Origin of the sequence: Streptomyces sp. NPDC003300 (assembly GCF_040610915.1) — a bacterium.
Classification (GTDB): Bacteria; Actinomycetota; Actinomycetes; order Streptomycetales; family Streptomycetaceae; genus Actinacidiphila.
Genome location: NZ_JBEXNE010000049.1, coordinates 1 through 21,699, shown reverse-complemented (window position 1 = coordinate 21,699; position 21,699 = coordinate 1). Strand labels below are relative to the sequence as shown.

Below are 21,699 nucleotides of genomic sequence, written 5' to 3'. Positions count from 1 at the left end.
GTTGTCGGGGGCGGGCGGGGGGGGGGGGTGACTGGCCTGCCGGCCGCCCCCCTGGTGCGCGTACTTCCGGTTTGCCCCGGGGGGGGGCCGCCCCGGCCCCCGGCCGGTGGCACGGCAGCGGGACAGCGGTTAGCGGTTACCAGTACAACGGTTACCAGTACAGCGGTCTCAGCCGGTAACGGTTACTTCATCATGGCGGAGTGGCGGTAACGTTTCAAGGGTGGAGCAGCCCGGAGAACGCAGTCCCGCGCCTGGACCGCTGCGGCTGGTCCAGGACCTGGTCAACACCGTCGACCTGGAGAGCGGCGACGACGCGCTGCGCACCCCGGCGGAGCTGGCCGCCTGGGCGGGGGAGCGCGGCATCGAGGGGCCCGGCTTCGGCCCCGGAGGGCTCGCCGACGTCCTGGTCCTGCGCGAGGCGCTGCGCGACGTCTGCCAGGCCCACGCGGGCGTCGACGTACCGCCCGCCACCCTGGAGGCGCTGGAACGCCTGCTGTCCCGCGCGCCGCTGCGTCTGACCGTCGACGCCGAGGGCGCAGCCGCCGTACGCCCCGCCCCCGGCCTGACCGGACCCCCGGCCCTCACCGCCCGCGTCGCCGCCGCCGTCGTCTCGGCCGTCGCGGACGGCACCTGGCCCCGCCTCAAGGCGTGCGCGGCCGACACCTGCCGGTGGGTCTACTACGACCGCAGCCCCTCGGGCCGCAGCCGCTGGTGCACGATGGCGATCTGCGGCAGCCGCGCCAAGATGCGGGCGTACCGCAGCCGTACGCGCTGAGGCGCGTGACGCCCGGCCGTTCCCTTCCGGTACGGCGGCCCGTATGGCGGCCCGTGCTGCCGGTCATTGACGTGCGCACGTACGAGGCACGTGCGCACGGACGAGGGCCCGTACGCGGTGGTGTCGCGTACGGGCCCCGCGGGTGTCGTCGGTTACGCGGAGGGGCGGCCCATCGCGCGGTAGGTCCAGCCGGCCTTGCGCCAGACCGCGGGGTCGAGCGCGTTGCGGCCGTCGAGGATGTGCCGCTCGCGGGCCACGTCGGCGAGGGCGGCGGTGTCCAGCTCGCGGAATTCCCGCCACTCGGTCAGGTGCAGTACGAGGTCGGCGCCGCGGACGGCGTCCAGCGGCGTGGGGGCGTAACGCAGGGTCGGGAAGAGCCGCTTGGCGTTCTCCATGCCCTTCGGGTCGTAGACCGTGACCTGGCCGCCCTGGAGGTGTATCTGGCCCGCCACATTGAGGGCGGGGGAGTCGCGGACGTCGTCGGAGTCCGGCTTGAAGGTGGCGCCCAGCACGGCGATCCGGCGGCCGAGCAGGCTCCCGCCGACCGCCTCGCGGGCCATCTCCACCATGCTGGTGCGGCGCCGCATATTGATGGAGTCGACCTCGCGCAGGAACGTCAGCGCCTGGTCGGCGCCCAGCTCACCGGCGCGCGCCATGAACGCGCGGATGTCCTTGGGCAGACAGCCGCCGCCGAAGCCGATCCCGGCCCTGAGGAATTTGTGGCCGATCCGGTCGTCGTGCCCGATCGCCTCGGCGAGCTTGGCGACATCGCCGCCCGCCGCCTCGCTGACCTCGGCCATGGCGTTGATGAAGGAGATCTTGGTGGCGAGGAAGGCGTTGGCCGCGGTCTTGACGAGTTCGGCCGTCGGGTAGTCCGTGACGATGAACGGCGTGCCTTCTGCGAGCGGTCCGGCGTAAACCTCCCGCAGGAGTGACTCGGCGCGCTCGCTGGTCACGCCGATCACGATCCGGTCCGGGTGCAGCGTGTCCTGCACCGCGAAGCCCTCGCGCAGGAACTCCGGGTTCCACGCCAGCTCCGCGTCCGCGCCCGCCGGGGCCGTCTCGCGCAGCCGCTCCGCCAGCCCGGCCGCGCTGCCCACCGGCACGGTGGACTTACCGACCACCAGCGCGGGGCGCCGCAGATGCGGGGCCAGCGAGGAGAAGGCGTTCTCCACGTAGCTCATGTCGCAGGCGTACTCGCCGTGCTTCTGCGGGGTGTTCACGCAGACGAAGTGGACGTCGCCGAACTCGGCGACCTCCTCCCAGGAGGTGGTGAAGCGCAGCCGCCCGCTGGAGCCCTCGATCCCGGCCACATGTCTCGCGAGCAGTTCCTCCAGGCCCGGCTCGTACATGGGGACGCGCCCCTGCGACAGCATCTCGATCTTGCTCGGCACGATGTCGAGGCCGAGCACTTCGAAACCGAGCTCGGCCATCGCGGCGGCATGGGTGGCGCCGAGATAACCGGTGCCGATGACGGTGAGCTTCAGAGGCATGCGCAGAGCATAGTAGGGACCGCGCGGACCAAATAGTGGGTGGTCGGGGGGCCGGGGGTCCACAATGCGTGCAGATATCCAAGGGGTGGGTCGAGGGGTGGGGTGCAATCGTGGGTGACGCGAGCGGCAGAGGCGGCGGGACGGACGAGGGGACGGTCCCGACCGGAACGGACGTGACGACGCCGGATCAGCGGCGGGACCGGGGGCCGGACGAGGGGCGGTCGCCGGAACCGGAGGGGATACCGGGGCGGATACCGGGGCGGATATCGGCCGTCAAGCGCGAGCCGGGGTCCGAGCCGGAGCCGGAGCCGGGACTTGAGCCGGATGCGGAGGACGGCCTCGCGCCCGACGGGCCTGACGGCCCCGACAGCCCGGCGCGCACGACCCGGCGGCGCCGCCGTACCCGCCGCGTGCTGTACGCGGCCGTGATCCTGCTCTGCACCGGTGTGCTGCTGGTCGTCGGCACCGCCTACTGGGCCTTCCAGCACTACACCGGCCGCGTCGAGCGCATCCCGAACGCCTTCCCGACCGACGTACCGGCCGCCGCGCAGCCGCAGGCGTCCAAGAGCGGCAGCCAGACCTTCCTGCTGGTCGGCCTGGACGCCAGGTCCGACCTGCCGACCACCGGCAAGAACGCCAAGGCGCCGGAGTGGAAGCCGGGCGCCCAGCGCAGCGACACGATGATGCTGGTGCACCTGCCCGCCGACCACAAACACGCGTACGTCGTCTCGCTGCCGCGCGACTCCTGGGTGAGCATCCCCGGCCACGGCCAGGCGAAGCTGAACGCGGCCTTCTCCTGGGGCGGCCCGCCGCTGCTGATCGACACCGTGCAGCGGCTCACCAAGGTGAAGGTCGACCACCTCGCGGTGATCGACTGGAGCGGCTTCAAGAATCTGACCAACGCGGTCGGCGGCGTGGACATCACCGTCGACAAGACGGTCGACCGCCGCAACGGCCCCGGCGGGGTCTGGACGGCCGGCCCCCACCACATGAACGGCGACGACGCCCTCGACTACGTACGCGAGCGCTACGGCCTGCCGCGCGGCGACCTGGACCGTACGCACCGGCAGCAGAATTTCCTGCGGGCCGTGCTGTCCAAGATGCTCTCCGGCGGCACCTTCTCCAACCCGCTCAAGCTGAAGCGGACCCTGGACCAGGTGACGTCCGTGGTGAGCGTGGACGACAGGCTGTCCAACGGCGATCTGCGCGACCTGGTGTGGAACATGCGCGATGTGCGCTCCTCGGACATGGTGTTCATGAACGCGCCGATCTCCGGCTTCGACACCATCAAGAAGCAGTCCGTGGTGCTGCTGGACGCCAACGGCTCCTCCGAGCTGTGGCAGGCGCTCCGCAACGACACGATGAGCGACTACCTCGCGAACAACACCGTCGACCGGCTCGGCGACAAGGTGTCGTGAGGCGTTGCGGGGCGTCGGAGGGCGTCGTGCGGTGTTCCGCGGGTGTCATGAACGTCACGTAGGTGGCGCCGCGGGCGCGGGCCTAGGATCATTGGGTTACTTAACGGTAGTTAGCGCTGCACTCGGGGAGTGAGACACCTTGGCCGGATCCTCCGACTTCGACCTTTTCCGTACGTCCGAGGAGCACGACATGCTCCGGGACGCGGTCCGCTCCCTCGCGGAGGCGAAGATCGCGCCGTTCGCGGCCGAGGTGGACGAGCAGGGCCGCTTCCCGCAGGAGGCCCGTGACGCGCTGGAGGCCAACGACCTGCACGCGATCCACGTCCCCGAGGCGTACGACGGCCCGGGCGCGGACGCGCTGTCCACGGTCATCGTGATCGAGGAGGTGGCGCGGGTCTGCGCCTCCTCCTCCCTCATCCCCGCGGTCAACAAGCTCGGCTCGCTGCCCGTACAGCTCTCCGGCTCCGAGGAGCTGAAGACGAGGTACCTCGGCGCCCTGGCGCGCAAGGAGGGCATGTTCTCGTACGCGCTGTCCGAGCCCGAGGCCGGCTCGGACGCGGCGGGCATGAAGACCCGCGCGGTACGCGACGGCGACACCTTCGTGCTCAACGGCGTCAAGCGCTGGATCACCAACGCGGGCGTCTCCGAGTTCTACACGGTCATGGCCGTCACCGACCCCGACAAGCGCTCCAAGGGCATCTCCGCGTTCGTGGTCGAGAAGGGCGACGAGGGCGTCTCCTTCGGCGCCCCCGAGAAGAAGCTCGGCATCAAGGGCTCCCCGACCCGCGAGGTCTACTTCGACAACGTCCGCATCCCCGCCGACCGCATGATCGGCGCCGAGGGCACCGGCTTCGCCACCGCGATGAGGACCCTCGACCACACCCGCGTCACCATCGCCGCCCAGGCCATCGGCATCGCCCAGGGCGCCCTCGACTACGCCAAGGGCTACGTCAAGGAGCGCCAGCAGTTCGGCAAGGCCATCGCCGAATTCCAGGGCATCCAGTTCATGCTCGCCGACATGGCCATGAAGCTCGAAGCCGCCCGCCAGCTCACCTACGCCGCCGCCGCCAGGTCAGAACGCGTCTCGGCCGGCGGCAAGGAGGAAGACCTCACCTTCTTCGGCGCCGCCGCCAAGTGCTACGCCTCCGACGTCGCCATGGACATCACCACCGACGCCGTCCAACTCCTCGGCGGCTACGGCTACACCCGCGACTACCCCGTCGAGCGCATGATGCGCGACGCCAAAATTACCCAAATCTACGAGGGCACCAACCAGGTCCAGCGCATCGTGATGGCGCGAAACCTCCCCTAGGGCGGGGGGTGGTGATAGGCGGGTGACGGGGGTGAAGTGGGTGACGGGGGAGGGCGGTTCGGGGGGTTCAGTACAACGATCGGGGGAAGATCGCTATGTCCGACTATCCGGTGTAGTCCGGTGGTTCGGGCGGGGGGGATCGTCACCCGGCGCCGTTTAGCGGGCGGTTTGCGATCAATTGACAAGCGGACGCGGCGGCTTGTAGAGGTTTGAGGGCCACAGGTGGCGCGGGAGTTCGATCCCGCCCCTTGTGTGCCCTTTCCGCGCTTGTGATCCGATCCCGTGAAGGGAAGACGTGTCCATATCCCGCCGTACCGCAATCGCGGTGCGTACCATCGGCGTTGCCTCCGCCGCAGCCGCGCTCGCGCTGGGCGTTGCAGGCAACGCGTTCGCTTGCAGCATCTCCGAGTTCTCCGCCCAAGCCTCGTGCGACAACGGCAAGGGCTCGATCGACGTCACCAACAAGGACTACTCCCACACGCTGGTGAACATCACCGTGTCGCAGGGGCAGACCGAGGTCGGTCACCAGGAGAACCTGACCGGGACGCGCCAGGGCGTCACCGTCAACTTCCCGGTCGACTGGTCGCCGTCCACGACGTACACGGTCACCGTCGTGAAGGCTTCCGGCCAGAAGGTCGGCACCACGGACGTGAAGACGCCGGAGACCGCGTGCAAGGTCGACACCCCGACCACGCCCGCGACCGACACGCCGACCACGCCGGCCACCGACACTCCGTCGGACACGCCGACCACGCCGGCGACCGAAACGCCCTCGACGGCCCCGTCCGACACCCCCACCGCGACGCCGAGCACCAGCGGCGCGGCGGCGGTTGACGACACCAACGCTCCCTCGCCCGCGGCCGGTGGCACCACCGACCTGGCCGAGACCGGTGGCGGCAGCAACACGGGCATGATCGCCGGTGTCGCCGGCGCGCTCGTGGTGGTCGGCGGCGGCGCCGTCTACGGCCTGCGTCGTCGTACGGCCGGTGCGCGTCACTAAGGTCACGATCCGGCCAACTACGCGTCGCTGAGGTCTCGTTCGTCACCGGCGTGTATCAATGCAAACCCTGCGCGTACCTGACAGGCAGCAGGCGATACGCTGCGACGCCGTCGTCATCCGACGGCGTCGCGGCAATCGTCCACACACCTGAAGCAGGGGGACCCTTTATGGCCATTCGCAAGTCCACGATGCAGGAGCAGGTGGCTCAGGCCATCGCGGAGATCAACCCGAGCGACCGTCCGATCGCCACGATCCACACGGTCACCGGACCGAGCCCGTGGCTGATCAACTCGCTCGGCCTGATCGCCCAGGCATTCGTGAAGTACTACTTCGTCACGGTCACCGAGCAGGCCGTGGTCTTCCACAAGGCGGGCCGCATGAGCTCCCGCCCGAAGGAGCTCGTCGCCGCGATACCGCGCGCCGAGGCCGCGGGCCTGGTGTCCGAGGTCAAGCGGAACGCCCTGTGGAGCTCGCTGAAGTTCCAGCTCCCCGGTGAGCCCAAGCCGACCCGGCTGAACGTGGCCCGTTACTGGCGCACCGAGCTCGACCAGTGGGTGCCCGCCGTGACCGGAGCCCCGGCCGCCGTCTGAGCCCGAGGCGTCCAGCCCGAGGCATCGGACCCCGAGGCATCTGAGCCCGAGGTGTCAGACCTTCGAGGATCAGATCCCGAGGCAGCAGACTCCGTACCGTCACCAAAGGCCCCGGCCCCCGCAGCGACGATTCGCCGCGGGGGCCGGGGCCTTCGGTGTGTGCCGTCCCGTCGGTGCCCACCCGGTACCTACTTGGTGGCGGTCACCTTCTGGTCGTTCTTCAGCTCGTCGAAGAGGGTCTTCGCCTTCGTCATGTCCCACTTCACGGCGTCGCCGTCATTGGGCGTCATGTAGTTGGCGTTGCCGATCGGGACCGTGACGGAGTTGCCGTCGCCGCCCGTGACGCCCTTCATGGCCCAGAACATCGAGGCCAGGTTCATCAGGCTCATCTTCTTGTCGACGATGAGCGTGTCGAGCCCGGAGCCGATCACCGGGTAGAGCTTGAACGGGTTGAGGATCGTCGTCGGCGAGGCCGCCTGGTGGGCCAGCGTCGACAGGAACTTCTGCTGGTTGCGCATCCGGCCGAGGTCCTGGTCGGCCTCCTGGTGCCGCTGCCGGACGAAGGCCAGCGACTGCTTGCCGTTGAGCTTCTGGCAGCCCGCCGCGAAGTCGGCGCCCGACGCCTTGTCCTTCAGCGGCTTGTCCAGGCACATGTTGACGCCGCCGAGCGCGTTCACCAGGTTCACGAACCCGGAGAAGCCGATCTCCGCGTAGTGGTCGATGTGCAGGCCGGTGTTGTACTCGATGGTGCGGGTCAGCAGCTCGGGGCCGCCGTCGGAGTACGCGCGGTTCAGCTTGTGCGTGGAGGCCGCGTACCGCTTGCCCGACTTCTGGCCGGTGAAGGCCGGGATCGTGACGTACGAGTCGCGCGGCAGGCTCATCATGGTGGTCCCGTTGCCGCCGGTGTGCAGGATCATCATGGAGTCGGTGCGCTGGCCGTCCGCGGCGCCGGTGTGCAGGTCCTTCTCGTCCTGCTTGGTCAGCCCCTCACGGCTGTCCGAACCGACGATCAGATAGTTGGTGCCCTTGCCCGTCGGCGGGCGGTCCTCGACCTTGCTCAGGTCGACCTCGCGGCGCACCTTGGAGTCGGCCCAGAAGTACGTGGAGACGGACACCACCAGCAGCGCCACGACCAGACCGAGCGCCGTGATGCCGATCTTCTTGCGGGTGCTCCAGCGGGGCCTGCGGGGGCCGGTGGCGGTCCCGCCGGGCGGGGGCGGGCCGAAGCCGCCTCCGCCCTGGCCGCCTCGGCCGGGGCCCGCGGGTCCCGCGGGGCCGGGACGTCGGACGGGCTGCGGCGGTACCCCGCCCGCCGCGGCGGCGGCCCGGCGCGGCGACAGTTCAGGGGGCAGCGGCGGCTCGGCGCCGCGGCGCTGCTCGGTGTCATCGCTCCAACCGTTCATGGTGGAAAGTGTGCCCGGCCTCGGGCGACGACCGGGAATCCACGGCGGTTCTGTAGCAGACCCGATGCATTCGGCCACCGGCCGCGACCGTTTCGCAACGGACATAAGGTTGCTGTCATGATCGATCGCCCCACCCCCGAGAGCCCGGCAGTCCCCGAGAGCCCAGCCGCCCCCGAAGCCCCGGCCACGCCTGAGGCGCTGGCGGCGCCTGAGGCGCTGGGGGCACCTGAGGCCCTGGCCACGCCCGACGTCCCCGCTCCCGACGGCGCGGCGCTCCCGGGCAAGCCGACCTCGGCGTCCCGCATCACGCTCTCGCACATCATGAGCGCGCACGACACCAATCTGCTGGGCACCGTCCACGGCGGCGTCGTCATGAAACTGGTGGACGACGCGGCGGGCGCCGTCGCGGGACGGCACTCTGGCGGCCCCGCCGTCACCGGCGCGATGGACGAGATGATCTTCCTCGAACCGGTCAGGGTCGGTGACCTCCTCGCCGTGAAGGCCCAGGTCAACTGGACCGGCCGCACCTCCATGGAGGTCGGCGTCCGCGTCATGGCCGAGCGCTGGAACGAGTCGGGCGTCGCCAAGCAGGTCGCCAGCGCCTACCTCGTCTTCGTCGCGGTCGACGTCGAGGGCAAGCCCCGGCACGTACCGCCGGTCCTGCCCGAGACCGACCGCGACCGCCGCCGCTGGCAGGAGGCCCAGATCCGCCGCACCCACCGCCTGGCCCGCCGCCGCGCGATCGTGGAGCTGCGCCGCCGCCGCGCGGCCGAGGGCCTGGACGACCAGGGCCTGTCCTGAACGGTTCGGAAAGACGGCCGGGGGCCCCGGGGACGCACCCCGAGACCCCGGCCGTCCGGCCCTCAGGCCGTTGAGCAGCCGATCCGGTCAGCAGCGGATCAGTTGAGCAGCCGGTCAGTTGAGCAACCGATCCGATCAGCGTCCGGTCCGATCGGCACCTCATCCGGTCAGCACCCGACCTCGTCACCCGTCAGCGCGGAGTCCATCGTCCCCGACGCCCCGCCGTCGTCCGCCGTCACCGGCGTGACCGCCTTGTAGTCGGAGCCGAGGACCACCTTCATCGTCTTGCCCTGGCCGGGCACGGCCACCAGCTCGGAGCCGGGCAGCGCGGTGGCGAGGGACTGCGCGGAGCGGTCCCAACGGGGGTCGTAGCGGATCACGGTCCGCGCGCTGGGGTGCTCGGACGTCCCGGGGGTGCCGACGGTCGAGAAACCGGTGGCGGCCAGCGCCTTCTGCGCGGCGGCGGCCAGCCCGCTGGTGTCGGTGCCGTTCTGGACCGAGACCCTGATGGTCGCGGGGTCGACGTCCACCTTGACGCCCTTGTGCTTCCTGGCCGTCTTGTGGTGCACCGCCAGCGGCCGGTCCGCGCGGATCGCCGCCCACATCTTCCCGGCCTTGGCGGTGTCCCACTTCACGGTGGAGCCGACGCCCGGGACGGAGTAGTCCGTGTCGCTCAGCGGCACGGAGCCGAACTCCGACGAGCTGGCCGTGAGGCCCTTCATGCCCTCCGCGAGCGCGATCAGGTCACCCGCCTTGAGGTTCTGGTCGGCGCGCACCGACCCGAGCACGGTCGAGGCGACCCGGCTCAGCTCCAGCGGGTTGGCCAGCGTCCCGCCGCTGGTGATCTTGTGGATGACCTGGGCCACGAACCGCTGCTGCCGCTGCATCCGCCCCAGATCCGCCGCCGCGTCCAGATGCCGGGCGCGTACGTACTGGAGCGCCTGTCCGCCGTCCAGCTTCGTGGTGCCGACCGGCAGGTCGAGGCCGGTGTAGGAGTCCTTCAGCGGGCGCGTCGTGCAGACCGGGACGCCGCCGATGACGTCGACCGTCTTCATGAAGCTCGTGAAGTCGACCTCCAGGTAGTGGTCGATGTGCACACCGGTGATCTGCTCGACGGTACGGACGGTCAGCTTCGGGCCGCCGTCCGCGTACGCCTGGTTGATCTTCGCCGGGTGGGTGTCCGCCTGGACCTCGGCGGCGGGCGCGGCACCCGCCGTACCGGAGGCCGTGCCGGACGGCGTGGCCGAGGGTGCGGCGGACGGCGTGCCGGGCGGTGACGCGCTCGCCGGAGGGGACCCGGAGGACGACGCGTCCGCCGACGGCTGGTCCGGCAGACGTACGTACGTATCGCGCGGGATGCTCACGATGCTCGCGTGCGAACGGTCCTCCGACAGGTGCACCAGCATGATCGTGTCGGTGCAGTGACAGGGCGCGCCGCCCAGGTGGTACGCCTTCCTCGTCGCCGGGTCCAGGCCGTCGCGGCCGTCCGTGCCGACCAGCAGGAAGTTGGTGCCCTTGGACCCGTCGGGACGCCCCTCCATCCCGCCGAAGGCGTCCACCCGGTCGATCGCGCCGCTGACCCCGTTCAGCACGGCGTGGCCCACCCCGCTCGCGGTGATGATCAGCAGGGCCAGGCCGCCGATGATCCGGGTGCTCCAGCGGATCGGCGGACGTCGGCGCGCGGGGGGCACTCGGGTGGGCGGCACACGGGTGGGCGGCACAGGGAATCCCTCCGTGCGGTGACAGGGGCGTGCGGACCCGTTCAGGCTAGGGACAAATAGGACAGTAGGTCTTGACCCCACGCGCTGGTGTCCCCCATTAGCGGTAACGTTTGCCGCGATGAACGCCGCCGCTCCTGACCCCGCCACCCGTGCCGCCGCGCCGCAGAACCCCGCGCCCCCGGCAGTCTCCGTGATCATGCCGGTGCTCAACGAGGAGCGCCATCTGCGCGACTCGGTGCGGCACATCCTGGAGCAGGACTATCCGGGCGAGCTGGAGGTCGTCATCGCGCTGGGCCCGTCCACGGACGGTACGGACGCGATCGCCGCCGAGCTGACCGCCGCCGACCCGCGGGTCCACACGGTGCCCAACCCCACCGGCCGCACCCCCGCCGCGCTCAACGCGGCGATCAAGGCGTCCCGGCACCCGGTCGTCGTACGCGTCGACGGGCACGGCATGCTCTCGCCCGACTACATCGCCACCGCCGTCCGCCTCCTCGACGAGACGGGCGCGGCGAACGTCGGCGGCATCATGCACGCCGAGGGCGAGAACGACTGGGAGCGCGCGGTCGCCGCCGCCATGACGTCGAAGATCGGCGTCGGCAACGCGGCCTTCCACACCGGAGGCGCCGCCGCCCCCGCCGACACCGTCTACCTCGGCGTCTTCCGCCGCGAGGTGCTGGAGCGGCAGGACGGCTACAACGTGGAGTTCATCCGCGCCCAGGACTGGGAGCTGAACTACCGCATCCGCGAGGCCGGCCGCCTCATCTGGTTCTCGCCCGAACTGCGCGTCTCCTACCGGCCGCGCCCCACCGTGCGCGCGCTCGCCAAGCAGTACAAGGACTACGGCCGCTGGCGGCGCGTCGTCACCCGCTACCACCGCGGCTCGGTCAACCTGCGCTACCTGGCCGCCCCCGTCGCCCTGTTCGCCAACGCGGCGGGCATCGTCGTCGGCGCGGCCGTCACCCCGTGGGCGCTGCTGGTGCCCGCCGCGTACGTGGCCGCCATCACCGTCGGCTCGCTCCCGGCGGGCCGCGGCCTGTCCTTCGGCGCCCGGCTGCGTATCCCGCTCGCCCTGGCCACCATGCACATGTGCTGGGGCTACGGCTTCCTCACCAGCCCGCGCTCGCTGGCCCGCCGGGTGATCGCCAGCCGCCGCCCCGCGGTGCGCGACGGGGAGTCGCGACAGCGGGGACAGCAGGACGGGCAGGGCCAGCAGGACGGCCAGCAGACGGAGACGGCCCGCGCGGAGGCGTGAGCCGCTCCCCGCGCGGGCCGGTCGTACCGCCTGCCGGTCCCGCCCTCTCCCACCCGCGTGCTACCAGCGGTAGATCGGCAGCACCTCCATGCAGCCGGTCGTGTCCGCGCCGTTCACCGCCTCCGCCGTCGTCGGCACGGAACCGCTCTTCGGCAGCGTCTTGCTGAAGTCCGTACCGGTCTTCCAGTCCGCGCCGATGGTCAAGGTGATGGTGTCGACGTCCGCGGACGCCTTCACATTGCCCGCCGGGATCTTCAGCGCCTTGCCCACCGCCGTGGCGTCGGCCTTGCCCTGGTCACCGCTGCTCGTCGGATACGTGAGGGTGGTGCCCGGGCTCGGCTTGGTCTGCTGGCTCGCCTCCGCCTTGGTGAAGCCCGCGGTCTTGAGCGTGGTGGCGATACCGCCCGCGCGGTTCGGCGTGGCCACGCCGTCCGAGGTGCCCGCGGTGCCGTTGACCACGGAGACCGCGATGGTGTCGGAGGCCGCGGCGGCCGGGCCCTGCGGCGCGGTCGTGGCCGGTGTCGTGGCGGGCGCCCCGCTCGCAGGGGTCTTCGCCTTGCCGTTGCCGTCCATCGCCACGTCGTTGCGCAGCAGCGACCAGACCTGGGGCGCGTCCGCCGACGGGATGTAGTGCGCCAGCGGGGCCTTCGGGTCCGCGTCGTGCGGCATCGTCAGCATCGTGATGCGGTCCGACGGCACGGTCTTGAGCTGCATGCCCAGGTCGTACAGCTTCTTCGGGGTGCCGATCTCCTTGGAGACCTCGAACGCCTCCATCGCGGTGGTCGCGATCTTGTTGAGCTTGCCCGGGTCGGTGAAGAGGTTCTGGCTGCGCAACTGCCGGATCAGTGCGCTCATGTACATGTGCTGCGCCTTGGCCCGCGCGGCGTCGCTGCCCCAGGCGTGCCGGGTCCGCAGCCACTTCAGCGCGGTCTCGCCGTAGATCTTCTGCTTGCCCGCCTTGAGGTGCAGGTGCGAACCGCCGGGCTGGGCCGGGGTCGAGTGGTCGTCCACATTCTGCTTCACGCAGACCTCGACGCCGCCGACGACGTCGGCCATCTTCACCACACCGGAGAAGTCGATGGTCAGCCAGTGGTCGATGTAGACGCCGGTCAGATTCTGCACGGTGGCCAGGGTGCAGCCCGCGCCGCCGCGGCCGAGCGACGCGTTGATGATGTCGTTGACCGGCGCGAACTTCTCGTGCGTCTTGGGGTCGGTGCACGCCGGGATGTTGACGCGGGTGTCGCGCGGGATGCTGACCACGGACATGTTGCTGCGGTCCGCGGACAGGTGCGCGATCATGATCACGTCGGCGCGGGCGGCGTCGCCCACGGTGTTCTTGGCGCCGCCGAGCTTCAGATCCTCGGGGTCGTTGCGGCTGTCGGAGCCCAGGATGAGGATGTTCATCGCCGTCTTGCCGGCGGCGTTGGCCTTCGTCTTCGCCACGGTCGAGCTGCCGCTGACGCGCTCGCCCTTGCGGATCTTGCCCGCCAGGTACTCGTAGTAGCCGTAGGCCGCGCCCGCCGAGCCGAGCACCGCGACCGCGGCGCCGATGGACACCCACTTCAGGACCCTGCGCTTACGGCTCTTCGTGCGCCGCCGTGAGCCGCCGCGCCGGTGACCGCCACCGCCCGCCGCGCCGCGCTGGCCCGGTATTCGCTCGGGTGGCTCCTGCCCGCCGTCGGAAGAGGCGGGGTCGGCGTCCGGTCCCGCGCCGGAGCCCGCGCCGTCGTCGCCGCCGGAGTCCGTACCTGATGGCGCGCCGGGCGCGTAGGCGCGGGCGTCGTCCCGGTACAGGCTCTCGTCCCATCCCCGGTGGTCCGGGTTGGGTGCCGTACCGAAGCCGTTCCCTCCCACTGTCCCGTCGCGCATCCCGAACCTCCCTGTGGCGCGCATCGTCATCACGGTGACCGGCCGCGCGCCTTCGCGCGGGGTGTACGGACGGTGCACGCCGACGCGCCGCCCTACCCGGGTCATACTGGGTCGCCCCACTGTCAGACGGCTGTGAGCGGCGAGGAGTTGCACCCGGAGATCGTCAATTAGCGGACGCCGGGACTCCGGCGCCCGCCCGGATCACGTCAGAGGGTGACGGAGGTCACGGCGGTCGCCGCGTTCACCGGATTGACCGTATTCACCGGGTTTACGGTATTCACCGCGTTCGTCGCGTGCGCGACATCCGCGACGTCACTTCACGCACGCCGTGTCAGCGGCCTCGGTCTTCGGGAGGTCCGAGGGAGCCGCGGTGGGCGGGCCGATCGGGGTGCCGGGCGCCGTGAAGTCCTTGCCGAGGGTCAGCTTCATGTACGCGAGCGGCGCCGCGTCCGTCGTGCCCTGCTTCAGCGCGGAGGCGGGCAGCCCCATCATCGCGGCCAGCGAACGCGCCTGGTCGGCCTGGTTCGGCGCGTACTCCAGGACGGTCCTGGCGGTGGCGGGCGCGTTGCCGCCGTTCGCCGAGCGGTTGACGCCCTGGGTGTTCTGGAGCCAGTTGACGGTGCTCTGCGCCGCGCCGAAGGTCCCGCTGCCGTTGAGCACGTTGACGCGGGTGTCGTGCGGGGTCGCCTTCGGCCCGGTCAGCCGGGGGTCGGGCGTGGCGGACGGCTTCTTCACCGCGGTCAGCGACACGTCGTTCTTGATCAGCGCGAAGAGCTGCGGGGCCTTGACCGGGTCGACGACGACGGTGGCGTGCACCTTCTCGTTCGGGTTGTCGAGCACCGGCAGGGTGGTGAAGCTGATGTGCTTCTCGTCCACCTCGCTGAGGTCCTTGGCCAGGCTGGTGAGCTTGCTCACGCTGCCGATCGCGCTGTCCACGGTGAGCGCCTTGGTGGCCGCGTCCGCCAGCGTGAACAGCTTCTTCGGGTTGGTCAGCGTGCCGCTCGACTTGATCTTCCGGATCATCGCGCTCAGGAAGTTCTGCTGGAGCTTGATCCGGTCCAGGTCGCTCTGGTTCTTGAGCGCGTGCCGGGTCCTTACGAACTCCAGCGCCGTCTCGCCCTGGATGTTGTGCGGTCCCGCGCTCAGGTTCAGATGGGACTTCGGGTCGACCAGCGGCCGGGCGAGGCAGACGTCGACACCGCCGACGGCCGTCGACAGGGCCTTCACCGCCTCGAAGTTGACCATCATGAAGTGGTCGATCGGCAGCCCCGTCATCGCCGTCACCGCGCGCATGGTGCAGCCGGGGTCGCGGCCGTCCACGCCCAGGCTCTCGTTGAACTTGGGCGTGGTGAGCTGCGCGGGCGTGCCCGGAACCGTCTTGGTGCTGCCGTCCTTCTGCTTCGTCGGGCAGTCGGGGATGGAGGTGACGATGTCGCGGGGGATGCTCATCGCGGTCGCGTTGCTGCGGTCGGCCGACACATGGAAGAGGATCGTGGTGTCCGCGTGGCCGACGCTGCCCGCGTCGCCGTACTTCTTGCCGAGGCCGACCCGGCTGTCCGTGCCGATCACCAGGACGTTCATCGGACCGGTGTGCGTGACGTCCTTGCTGCCCGCGTTGCCGACGTCCACCGTCGTGATGTTGTTGTTGAAGTGCTGGTAGACGAGGTAGCCGCCGACGCCGACCGCCACCAGCACGAAGCTCACCGTGCCCGCGGTCCACAACAGGACCTTCTTCTTACGGGACTTCTTGTTCCTCGCCTTGCGACGGCTGGTCGGCGTTGACGCGTCGGCCGAGCCGCCCCCCAGTCGCGCCGAGCCGGTGGTGGAGGTCGTGGCACCGGTCCTGGCCGCGAGGCGGGCCGCGCGCCGGCCGCCGGGGGACGGGGCGGGGCTGTCCGTCGGGCCGGTCCCGGCCCCGGCCGCGTCGTCGTCTCCGGCGGTGGGAGCGGAGTCGCGCCCTTGGCCGCGCCCGGCGTCCCGCGGTGCGGGGGAGGCGTCGCGATGACCGCTCTGCCCCGGCACGGTGGGCCTCGGCGCCGCGTCCGGCTCCAGCCGCAACTGGTACGTACCGGTCGCCGGGTCCAGGACCCACTGGTCCGCCGGGTCGATGTTCCTACGGCCTTGCGTGTCCACGGTCGCTCGGGTCCTCCATCCGGGATCGGCCGGATCGCTCACACTAGCCCCACAGTTCAGCGCCGATGCGCGCCCGTGACAAATCGAGCGCCCCTACAACCGGACAAAGCTGCCGATCCCGCCTGCCGACCAGGTGGACTCTTTAGCGGGATTTCACCCGCTCTTGCCACAGATGTCGCGGTCCGCGGTCGTTCCGCGGTACGTGGGGCCCGTGGGGGTGGTCGTGGGCGTGGCCGTAGAGGTCGAGCCCGCGGACGGGGTGCCGGGCGTACGCGTACCGCCCGCGCTGTCACCGCCGCCGTCTCCGCTGTCCGGCGCCTTGTCCGACACGTTCACCGGCCGGTCGTCGCGCAGCGTCTTGAAGAGGGTGTCGGCGGCGGGCTGGACGAGCTGGTCGCGGTTGATGTCGTTGACGTACTGCTCGCGCGGCACGGTCAGGAAGTGCACGTTCCCGGTCGGTATCTGCTGGAGGCTGTGCGCGAGGGTGTACAGCTCGCTCAGCGAGTCCAGGCCGGGGTCGGCGGTCAGCGACGAGGTGGCGGCCGACAGCAGCGGGTAGAGCTTGGTCGGGTTGAGCAGCACGCCGTTACTGCTCACCTTCTTCAACAGCGAGGCGAGGAACGCCTGTTGGCGGTCCATCCGCATGGTGTCGCTGCCGTCGCCGATGCCGTGCCGGGCGCGTACGTATCCCAGCGCCTGCTCGCCGTTGAGCGTCTGCCGTCCCGCGGGCAGGTCGAGGTGCGCGTACGTGTCGTGCACCGGCTCGGCCAGGCACACATCGACACCGTTCACCGCCCCGACCATCTTCTTGAAGCCGTTGAAGTCCACGATCAGGTGATGGTCGACGCGGATGCCGGTCATCTTCTCGACCGTACGGATGGTGCAGGCCGCGCCGCCCGACTCGAACGCCCAGTTGAACTGCTCGAAGCGCTCGTGGTCCTCCTTGCCGCTCGGCAGGGTGCAACGCGGCACGTGCGTCATCAGGTCACGCGGGAGGCTGACGGCGGTGGCGCTCTTCCGGTCGGCGGATATGTGCAGCAGGATCGTGGTGTCCGAGCGCTGAGTGCCGCTGTCCTGGCCGTACTTGCTGTTGCCGTTCCCGCGGTTGTCCGAACCGATCAGCAGGATGTTCTGGGCCTCCGTCGGGCCCTGCGTGGGGCGCTCGGAGGCGTGCACCTTCAGGTCGTTCTCGGTCGCGGTGTCGGTCGTGATGTTGCCGTTGAGCCGCTGGTAGAGGTACCAGCCGGTGCCCGCGCAGGCCAGTACGAGTACGGCGGTGCACAGGGCGACGACCTTCAGCCAGCGCCAGTTCTTGGGGTTGGCGGGCTCCTCCGCCGGGGCGGCGGCGGGGCCTTCGACCGGCGGCGTATCCGTCTCCGTATCGGCGGCCGGCTCCGCGGCCTTTTCCGTAGCGGCGTCCGGTTCCGTCCCCGCGTCCGCGTCCGCTTCGGCCTCTGGTTCTGCCTCGGCCTCGGCTTCGGTCTCCGCCTCTGCCTCTGGTTCTGCTTCCGCTTCGGTCGTCGGCTCGGCGGGCTCGTCCGACCGCGCCTTCTGTGTGCCGGACGCGTCGTCGGAGCCGTCGGAGGCGGGGGGAACGGAGTCACCCTGCGGAGGCTCTGCTGGCGTGGTCACGTCGGGGCCCGTCTCTCGGAAGTCGCCGGTTACCGGGGACAGGCTTGCGATTACCCGCCCGGCATTCGTTCAGACAGCCGAATACGGTGGTTGGTTGCCTGGGTACCCGAAATCCACAGACAGCTGTTGACGAGCTGTGACGGAAGTGACGACAGGGGCGTCCGGCGAGGCCGGGGCACGTGACCGCTACAGAGATACGGTGACGCGCTCGGCGTCCTTCCGCTTGGCCAACTGCTCCTCGGGCAGCCGGTCGAGGTTGCGGCAGAGCACCACGGAGGCGTCGGCGGCGAGCGGCGCGAGCAGCCCGGCCGCGAGCCCGTCCCACGTGTCGAAGGACAGCGGCGACAGCAGCCGTCCGCCGCGGCCGAGCCCGAGCGCGGCGGCCGACGCGCGCGCCTTGGCGACGACCTCGGACGCGGTCAGCACACCCCCGCCGTCCGGCAGTACGAGCGCGGGCGCGTCCGGGCCGACCGGCGCGTAGGGCGCGAAACGGTCGCCCTGGCTCGGCACCTCCACCGCGTAGTCGACGAAGCCCGCGGGCGGCTGCGGGAAGCGTCCGCCCAGCGGCCGGAGCGCGAGCGCGACCCGCTCGCCGCCGCAGGCCCGCGCCGCGTCCAGGGTGTCCGGGCCGCTGACCACCAGGTCGGCACCGGCCGGATCGCCGCCGGGCGCCACGACGACGCCCGCCGAGAAACCGGCCAGCACCCACACGGCCGTCTGCCAGTGCGCGGGCAGCAGCAGCGCCAGCCGGTCGCCGGGCTGCGCGCCCAACTCGTCCTGGAGCAGATTCGCGGTCTTCGCCACCCAGTTCCCGAAGGTCGCCACCGACAACTCGACGCGTTCACCCGTCGCGTCGTCGTAGAAGGTGACCAGCGGGCGGCCCGGATCACCGCGCAGCGCGGCGTCGAGCAGCCCGGCGGGAGTCGCGGGGCCCTGGGGAGTGCGGGGCGTGTCGGGCGTGTTGGCGGTCGGCGTCACGCGTGTCAGGCTACCCCCAGCGATCACGACGGCCTGTGCCCGTACGGGTACGGGGGCCGGTTCCCCGTGCGGCCGTCGCGCGTGGCGTCCCCGTCCGAGTCGGCTCGTTCGAGTCGGCTCGTCCGTACGGGTGTCAGTGCGGCGGCGCGGCCGACTGTCCGTCAGTTCGTGAATACTCATCTTTACGGCTTATGTCACTATGCTTGCCATGCGAGCACACCCCGCCTCCGCCGTCAGCGTGGAGCGCCCCGTGGAGAGCCCTGCGGCAACCGAAGCGATCCTCCTGGTCGGGGGCAAGGGCACCCGGCTCAGGCCGCTGACCGTGCACACCCCGAAGCCGATGGTCCCGGCGGCCGGAGTCCCGTTCCTCACCCACCAGCTCGCGCGCGCCAGGGCCGCCGGGGTCGAGCACGTGGTGCTCGCCACCTCCTACCTCGCCGAGGTCTTCGAACCGCACTTCGGCGACGGCTCGGCGCTCGGCCTGCACCTCGAATACGTCACCGAGACCGAGCCGCTGGGCACCGGCGGAGCCATCCGCAACGTCGCCCACCGGCTGCGCTCCGCGCCCGGCGACCCCGTCCTGGTCCTCAACGGCGACATCCTCACCGGCCTCGACATCCCCGCCCTCGTCGGCACCCACCGCGCCACCGGCGCCGACATCTCGCTGCACCTGACCAAGGTCGCCGACCCGCGCGCCTTCGGCCTCGTCCCCACCGACGCCGACGGCCGCGTCACAGCCTTCCTGGAGAAGCCGCAGACGCCGGAGGAGATCGTCACCGACCAGATCAACGCGGGGTGTTACGTCTTCACCCGCTCGGTCATCGACACCATTCCGGCCGGGCGGCCGGTCTCCGTCGAACGCGAGACCTTCCCCGACCTGCTCGCCGCCGGTGCCCACCTCCAGGGCATGGTCGACTCCACCTACTGGCTCGACCTCGGCACCCCGCAGGCGTTCGTCCGCGGCTCCGCCGACCTCGTACTCGGCCACGCGCCGTCCCCCGCCGTCGCGGGCCTCGGCGGCGACCACCTCGTCCTGACCGGCGCCCATGTCGCCGCCGACGCCAAGCTCTCCGGCGGCACCTGTGTCTCCACGGGCGCCGTCATCGGGGCCGGCGCCCGCGTCGACGGCAGCACCGTGCTGTCCGGCGCCACCGTCGAGCCCGGCGCCGTCATCCGCGACTCGCTCGTCGGCATCGGCGCCGTCATCGGCGCCCGCACCGTCCTCGACGGCGCCGTCGTGGGCGACGGCGCGCACATCGGCCCCGACAACGAACTGCGCGACGGCGTCCGGATCTGGTGCGGAGCCCGGATTCCGGCGGGCGCGGTGCGCTTCTCGTCGGACCAGTAGGGCGGGGGGCTCGGCTTTACGGGGGCGGGGCGGCGGGTGCGTCGGAGGGGGCGGATACGCTCGCCGGGTGCCTCTCCCGCGACCCCGACCCGCCTCCATCACCACCGCCACCGCCGCTTGCGCGGCGTCGGTGTCATCGGCGGCTCCCGCGGCTCCGCGTACCCGGTCCTGGTCGCCTGCCGGGCCGCTCGACATCCGGCTCACCCTCAACCCGCTCTGCCGCGGTTACGGCGACCCCGCCTTCCGGATCGACCCGGACGGCACCGTCTGGCGGGCCAGCCGCACGCCCGACGGCGCGGGCACCCTCCGCCTGACCGGAAGTCCCGCCACGATCGAGGCCCACGCGTGGGGGCCCGGCGGCCAGTGGCTGCTCGACGCGCTGCCCGCGCTGCTCGGCGCCGACGACGATCCGGCCGCGTTCACGCCCCGGCACCGGCTCGTGCACGCCGCGCACCGGCGCCACCCCGGTCTGCGGCTGACCCGTACCGGGCTCGTCCTCGAATCGCTGATCCCCTCCATCCTGGAACAGAAGGTCACCACCACCGAGGCGTACCGGGCCTGGCGTCTTCTGCTCCACCGCCACGGGGAGGCCGCGCCGGGGCCGGCGGGCGCCGAGCGCATGCGCGTCATGCCGGACGCGCGGGGGTGGGCCCTGGTCCCGTCCTGGGACTGGCACCGGGCGGGGGTCGACAACAAGCGCGCCTCCACCGTCCTGCGGGCCGTCCGGGCCGCCTCCGCGCTCGAAGGGCTCACCGCCCTTCCACCCGGCGAGGCGGCCACGCGGCTCCAGACGGTGCCCGGGATCGGGCCCTGGACGGCTGCCGAGACGCTTCAGCGCAGTCATGGGGCCGCCGACGCCGTGACGGTCGGGGACCTGCACCTGCCGCATCGGGTCGGGTACGCCCTCACGGGTGAGCGCCGCTCTTCCGACGAGGTCATGCTCGGTCTTCTCGCCCCTTACGCGGGGCAGCGGCACCGTGCCGCCCGCCTCATCCTCCTCAACTCTCCCGCCCCGCCCCGCCGCGCCCCCCGCCTGGCCCCCAACCCTCCTGGCCGCTAGCCCTCTTGCCCTTTGTCTTTTCCCGCCCGCCCACCCGTGCGGGTGCCTTGTCGTCTGCGGGTGCCGCTTGTGCCTGGTCGGTGCCGGTCCGGGGCACCTCCTCGAAATGCGGCTACCTGGTCGTGAGTATCCGGTGCCCTTCTTGTCACCGCATTTCTGCGGGGGCACCCCGGCCCGTCCCCTCCCGGTACGTCGGCGTCCGCCTGCCGGTGGGGGTTGCCGGGGGAGGGGGGTTCTTTCGGCGGGCCGCCCTGCGCCCGTGCCCCCTCCCGGTGAGTCGGAATGCTCGGGCCCTTCCTCCAAGAGCCCCACAAAACCCCTGCGGCGAGCCCCACACCCGCCCTGAGGACCAGGTGGCCCCTTAACCCCCCTAGCCCCCCACCCCCTCCGGCGGCCGTCAGGTTGCGGGCCCGAGCCGAACCGTCGAACCCCGCAAGACCCGGGCCTCGCCCCCTTCACCCGAGCGAAGAGCCGGGTGGTGCATGGCCCACCCCCCGGCCCCCCTGTCCAGCCCACCCGCCCGGACGGCCGCTGGCGGAGACGCCCGGCCCCCACCCACCCCCCTCCCAGCACCCCCACCGGCGGCCGGACGCCGACGTACCGGAGCCCACCCCCCCGCCAGCACCCTCACCGGACCGCCGGACGCCGACGTACCGGAGCCCACCCAGCCCCCTCCGCCACCCCCACCGACAGCCTGACGCCGACGTACCGGAGCCCACCCCCCTCCCGGCCATCCCCACCGGCGGGCGGACGCCGACGTACCGGGAGGGGACGGGCCGGGGTGCCCCCGCAGAAATGCGGTGACAAGAAGGGCACCGGATACCCACGACCAGGTAGCCGCATTTCGAGGAGGTGCCCCGGACCGGCACCGACCAGGCACAAGCGGCACCCGCAGACGACAAAGCACCCGC

Annotated in this window: 16 protein-coding genes; 9 read left to right on the top strand and 7 right to left on the bottom strand. The window is 71.5% G+C overall.

The features are described 5' to 3' along the window. The first annotated feature begins 220 nt into the window (after positions 1-220). Positions 221-775 carry a CGNR zinc finger domain-containing protein gene (locus ABZX65_RS35730; RefSeq protein WP_355350046.1) on the top strand — a complete coding sequence of 185 codons (555 nt, stop codon included), beginning with the start codon at positions 221-223 and terminating at the stop codon, positions 773-775. A 152-nt stretch (positions 776-927) separates the two neighbouring features. Here ABZX65_RS35730 and ABZX65_RS35725 read toward each other — a convergent pair whose 3' ends face one another. Further along, positions 928-2,268 (bottom strand): UDP-glucose/GDP-mannose dehydrogenase family protein, encoded by a 1,341-nt coding sequence (locus ABZX65_RS35725; protein WP_355350043.1) that lies wholly within the window; start codon positions 2,266-2,268, stop codon positions 928-930. Positions 2,269-2,441: 173 nt separating this feature from the next. Between ABZX65_RS35725 and ABZX65_RS35720 the strand changes: the two genes are divergently transcribed. The 4 genes from ABZX65_RS35720 to ABZX65_RS35705 all read left to right on the top strand — a co-directional run bounded on the left by ABZX65_RS35720 (position 2,442) and on the right by ABZX65_RS35705 (position 6,588). Beyond that, a complete protein-coding gene (locus ABZX65_RS35720; RefSeq protein ID WP_355350040.1) occupies positions 2,442-3,686 on the top strand; it encodes an LCP family protein in 1,245 nt (414 codons plus the stop codon). Between the two features lie 139 nt (positions 3,687-3,825). Then, positions 3,826-4,998, top strand: coding sequence for an acyl-CoA dehydrogenase family protein (locus ABZX65_RS35715; RefSeq protein WP_355350037.1), 1,173 nt, complete (start codon positions 3,826-3,828; stop codon positions 4,996-4,998). A gap of 295 nt (positions 4,999-5,293) precedes the next feature. Continuing rightward, positions 5,294-5,998, top strand: a complete 705-nt coding sequence (locus tag ABZX65_RS35710) for an LAETG motif-containing sortase-dependent surface protein (RefSeq protein ID WP_355350034.1) — start codon at positions 5,294-5,296, stop codon at positions 5,996-5,998. A 167-nt stretch (positions 5,999-6,165) separates the two neighbouring features. Then, entirely contained in the window at positions 6,166-6,588 is a 423-nt protein-coding gene (locus ABZX65_RS35705; RefSeq protein WP_355350031.1) for a hypothetical protein, read from the top strand. A gap of 188 nt (positions 6,589-6,776) precedes the next feature. Here ABZX65_RS35705 and ABZX65_RS35700 read toward each other — a convergent pair whose 3' ends face one another. Further along, positions 6,777-7,991 carry an LCP family protein gene (locus tag ABZX65_RS35700; RefSeq protein ID WP_355350028.1) on the bottom strand — a complete coding sequence of 405 codons (1,215 nt, stop codon included), beginning with the start codon at positions 7,989-7,991 and terminating at the stop codon, positions 6,777-6,779. A gap of 321 nt (positions 7,992-8,312) precedes the next feature. On the opposite strand from ABZX65_RS35700, the gene ABZX65_RS35695 reads away from it, so the two are divergent. After that, positions 8,313-8,792: an acyl-CoA thioesterase gene (locus ABZX65_RS35695; RefSeq protein ID WP_355350051.1), complete on the top strand. Its 480-nt coding sequence runs from the start codon at positions 8,313-8,315 to the stop codon at positions 8,790-8,792. A gap of 167 nt (positions 8,793-8,959) precedes the next feature. On the opposite strand, the gene ABZX65_RS35690 is transcribed toward ABZX65_RS35695, so the two are convergent. After that, positions 8,960-10,513 (bottom strand): LCP family protein, encoded by a 1,554-nt coding sequence (locus ABZX65_RS35690; RefSeq protein WP_355350025.1) that lies wholly within the window; start codon positions 10,511-10,513, stop codon positions 8,960-8,962. 118 nt (positions 10,514-10,631) lie between these two features. Here ABZX65_RS35690 and ABZX65_RS35685 point away from each other — a divergent pair, with 118 nt between their 5' ends. Beyond that, entirely contained in the window at positions 10,632-11,768 is a 1,137-nt protein-coding gene (locus ABZX65_RS35685) for a glycosyltransferase family 2 protein (protein ID WP_355350022.1), read from the top strand. A 60-nt stretch (positions 11,769-11,828) separates the two neighbouring features. Here the strand turns inward: ABZX65_RS35685 and ABZX65_RS35680 are convergent, their stop codons facing one another. From ABZX65_RS35680 to ABZX65_RS35665, 4 genes are all read right to left on the bottom strand, one after another. Next, entirely contained in the window at positions 11,829-13,637 is a 1,809-nt protein-coding gene (locus ABZX65_RS35680) for an LCP family protein (protein WP_355350019.1), read from the bottom strand. A 312-nt stretch (positions 13,638-13,949) separates the two neighbouring features. Next, positions 13,950-15,770 (bottom strand): LCP family protein, encoded by a 1,821-nt coding sequence (locus ABZX65_RS35675; protein ID WP_355350016.1) that lies wholly within the window; start codon positions 15,768-15,770, stop codon positions 13,950-13,952. 153 nt (positions 15,771-15,923) lie between these two features. After that, positions 15,924-17,402 (bottom strand): LCP family protein, encoded by a 1,479-nt coding sequence (locus ABZX65_RS35670; RefSeq protein ID WP_355350013.1) that lies wholly within the window; start codon positions 17,400-17,402, stop codon positions 15,924-15,926. 186 nt (positions 17,403-17,588) lie between these two features. Beyond that, entirely contained in the window at positions 17,589-18,380 is a 792-nt protein-coding gene (locus ABZX65_RS35665; protein ID WP_355350010.1) for a TIGR03089 family protein, read from the bottom strand. A gap of 208 nt (positions 18,381-18,588) precedes the next feature. On the opposite strand from ABZX65_RS35665, the gene ABZX65_RS35660 reads away from it, so the two are divergent. Both ABZX65_RS35660 and ABZX65_RS35655 read left to right on the top strand, forming a co-directional pair. After that, a complete protein-coding gene (locus tag ABZX65_RS35660; protein WP_355350007.1) occupies positions 18,589-19,728 on the top strand; it encodes an NDP-sugar synthase in 1,140 nt (379 codons plus the stop codon). A 130-nt stretch (positions 19,729-19,858) separates the two neighbouring features. Continuing rightward, positions 19,859-20,788, top strand: a complete 930-nt coding sequence (locus ABZX65_RS35655; RefSeq protein ID WP_355350049.1) for a DNA-3-methyladenine glycosylase 2 family protein — start codon at positions 19,859-19,861, stop codon at positions 20,786-20,788. Positions 20,789-21,699: the final 911 nt, after the last annotated feature.

What these genes read in the sequence shown, in the direction of transcription:
- ABZX65_RS35725 (WP_355350043.1), bottom strand. Translation starts at nt 2,268, where the DNA reads ATGCCTCTGAAGCTCACCGTCATCGGCACCGGTTATCTCGGCGCCACC.
- ABZX65_RS35705 (WP_355350031.1), top strand. Translation starts at nt 6,166, where the DNA reads ATGGCCATTCGCAAGTCCACGATGCAGGAGCAGGTGGCTCAGGCCATC.
- ABZX65_RS35700 (WP_355350028.1), bottom strand. Translation starts at nt 7,991, where the DNA reads ATGAACGGTTGGAGCGATGACACCGAGCAGCGCCGCGGCGCCGAGCCG.
- ABZX65_RS35695 (WP_355350051.1), top strand. Translation starts at nt 8,313, where the DNA reads ATGAGCGCGCACGACACCAATCTGCTGGGCACCGTCCACGGCGGCGTC.
- ABZX65_RS35685 (WP_355350022.1), top strand. Translation starts at nt 10,632, where the DNA reads ATGAACGCCGCCGCTCCTGACCCCGCCACCCGTGCCGCCGCGCCGCAG.
- ABZX65_RS35680 (WP_355350019.1), bottom strand. Translation starts at nt 13,637, where the DNA reads ATGCGCGACGGGACAGTGGGAGGGAACGGCTTCGGTACGGCACCCAAC.
- ABZX65_RS35660 (WP_355350007.1), top strand. Translation starts at nt 18,589, where the DNA reads ATGCGAGCACACCCCGCCTCCGCCGTCAGCGTGGAGCGCCCCGTGGAG.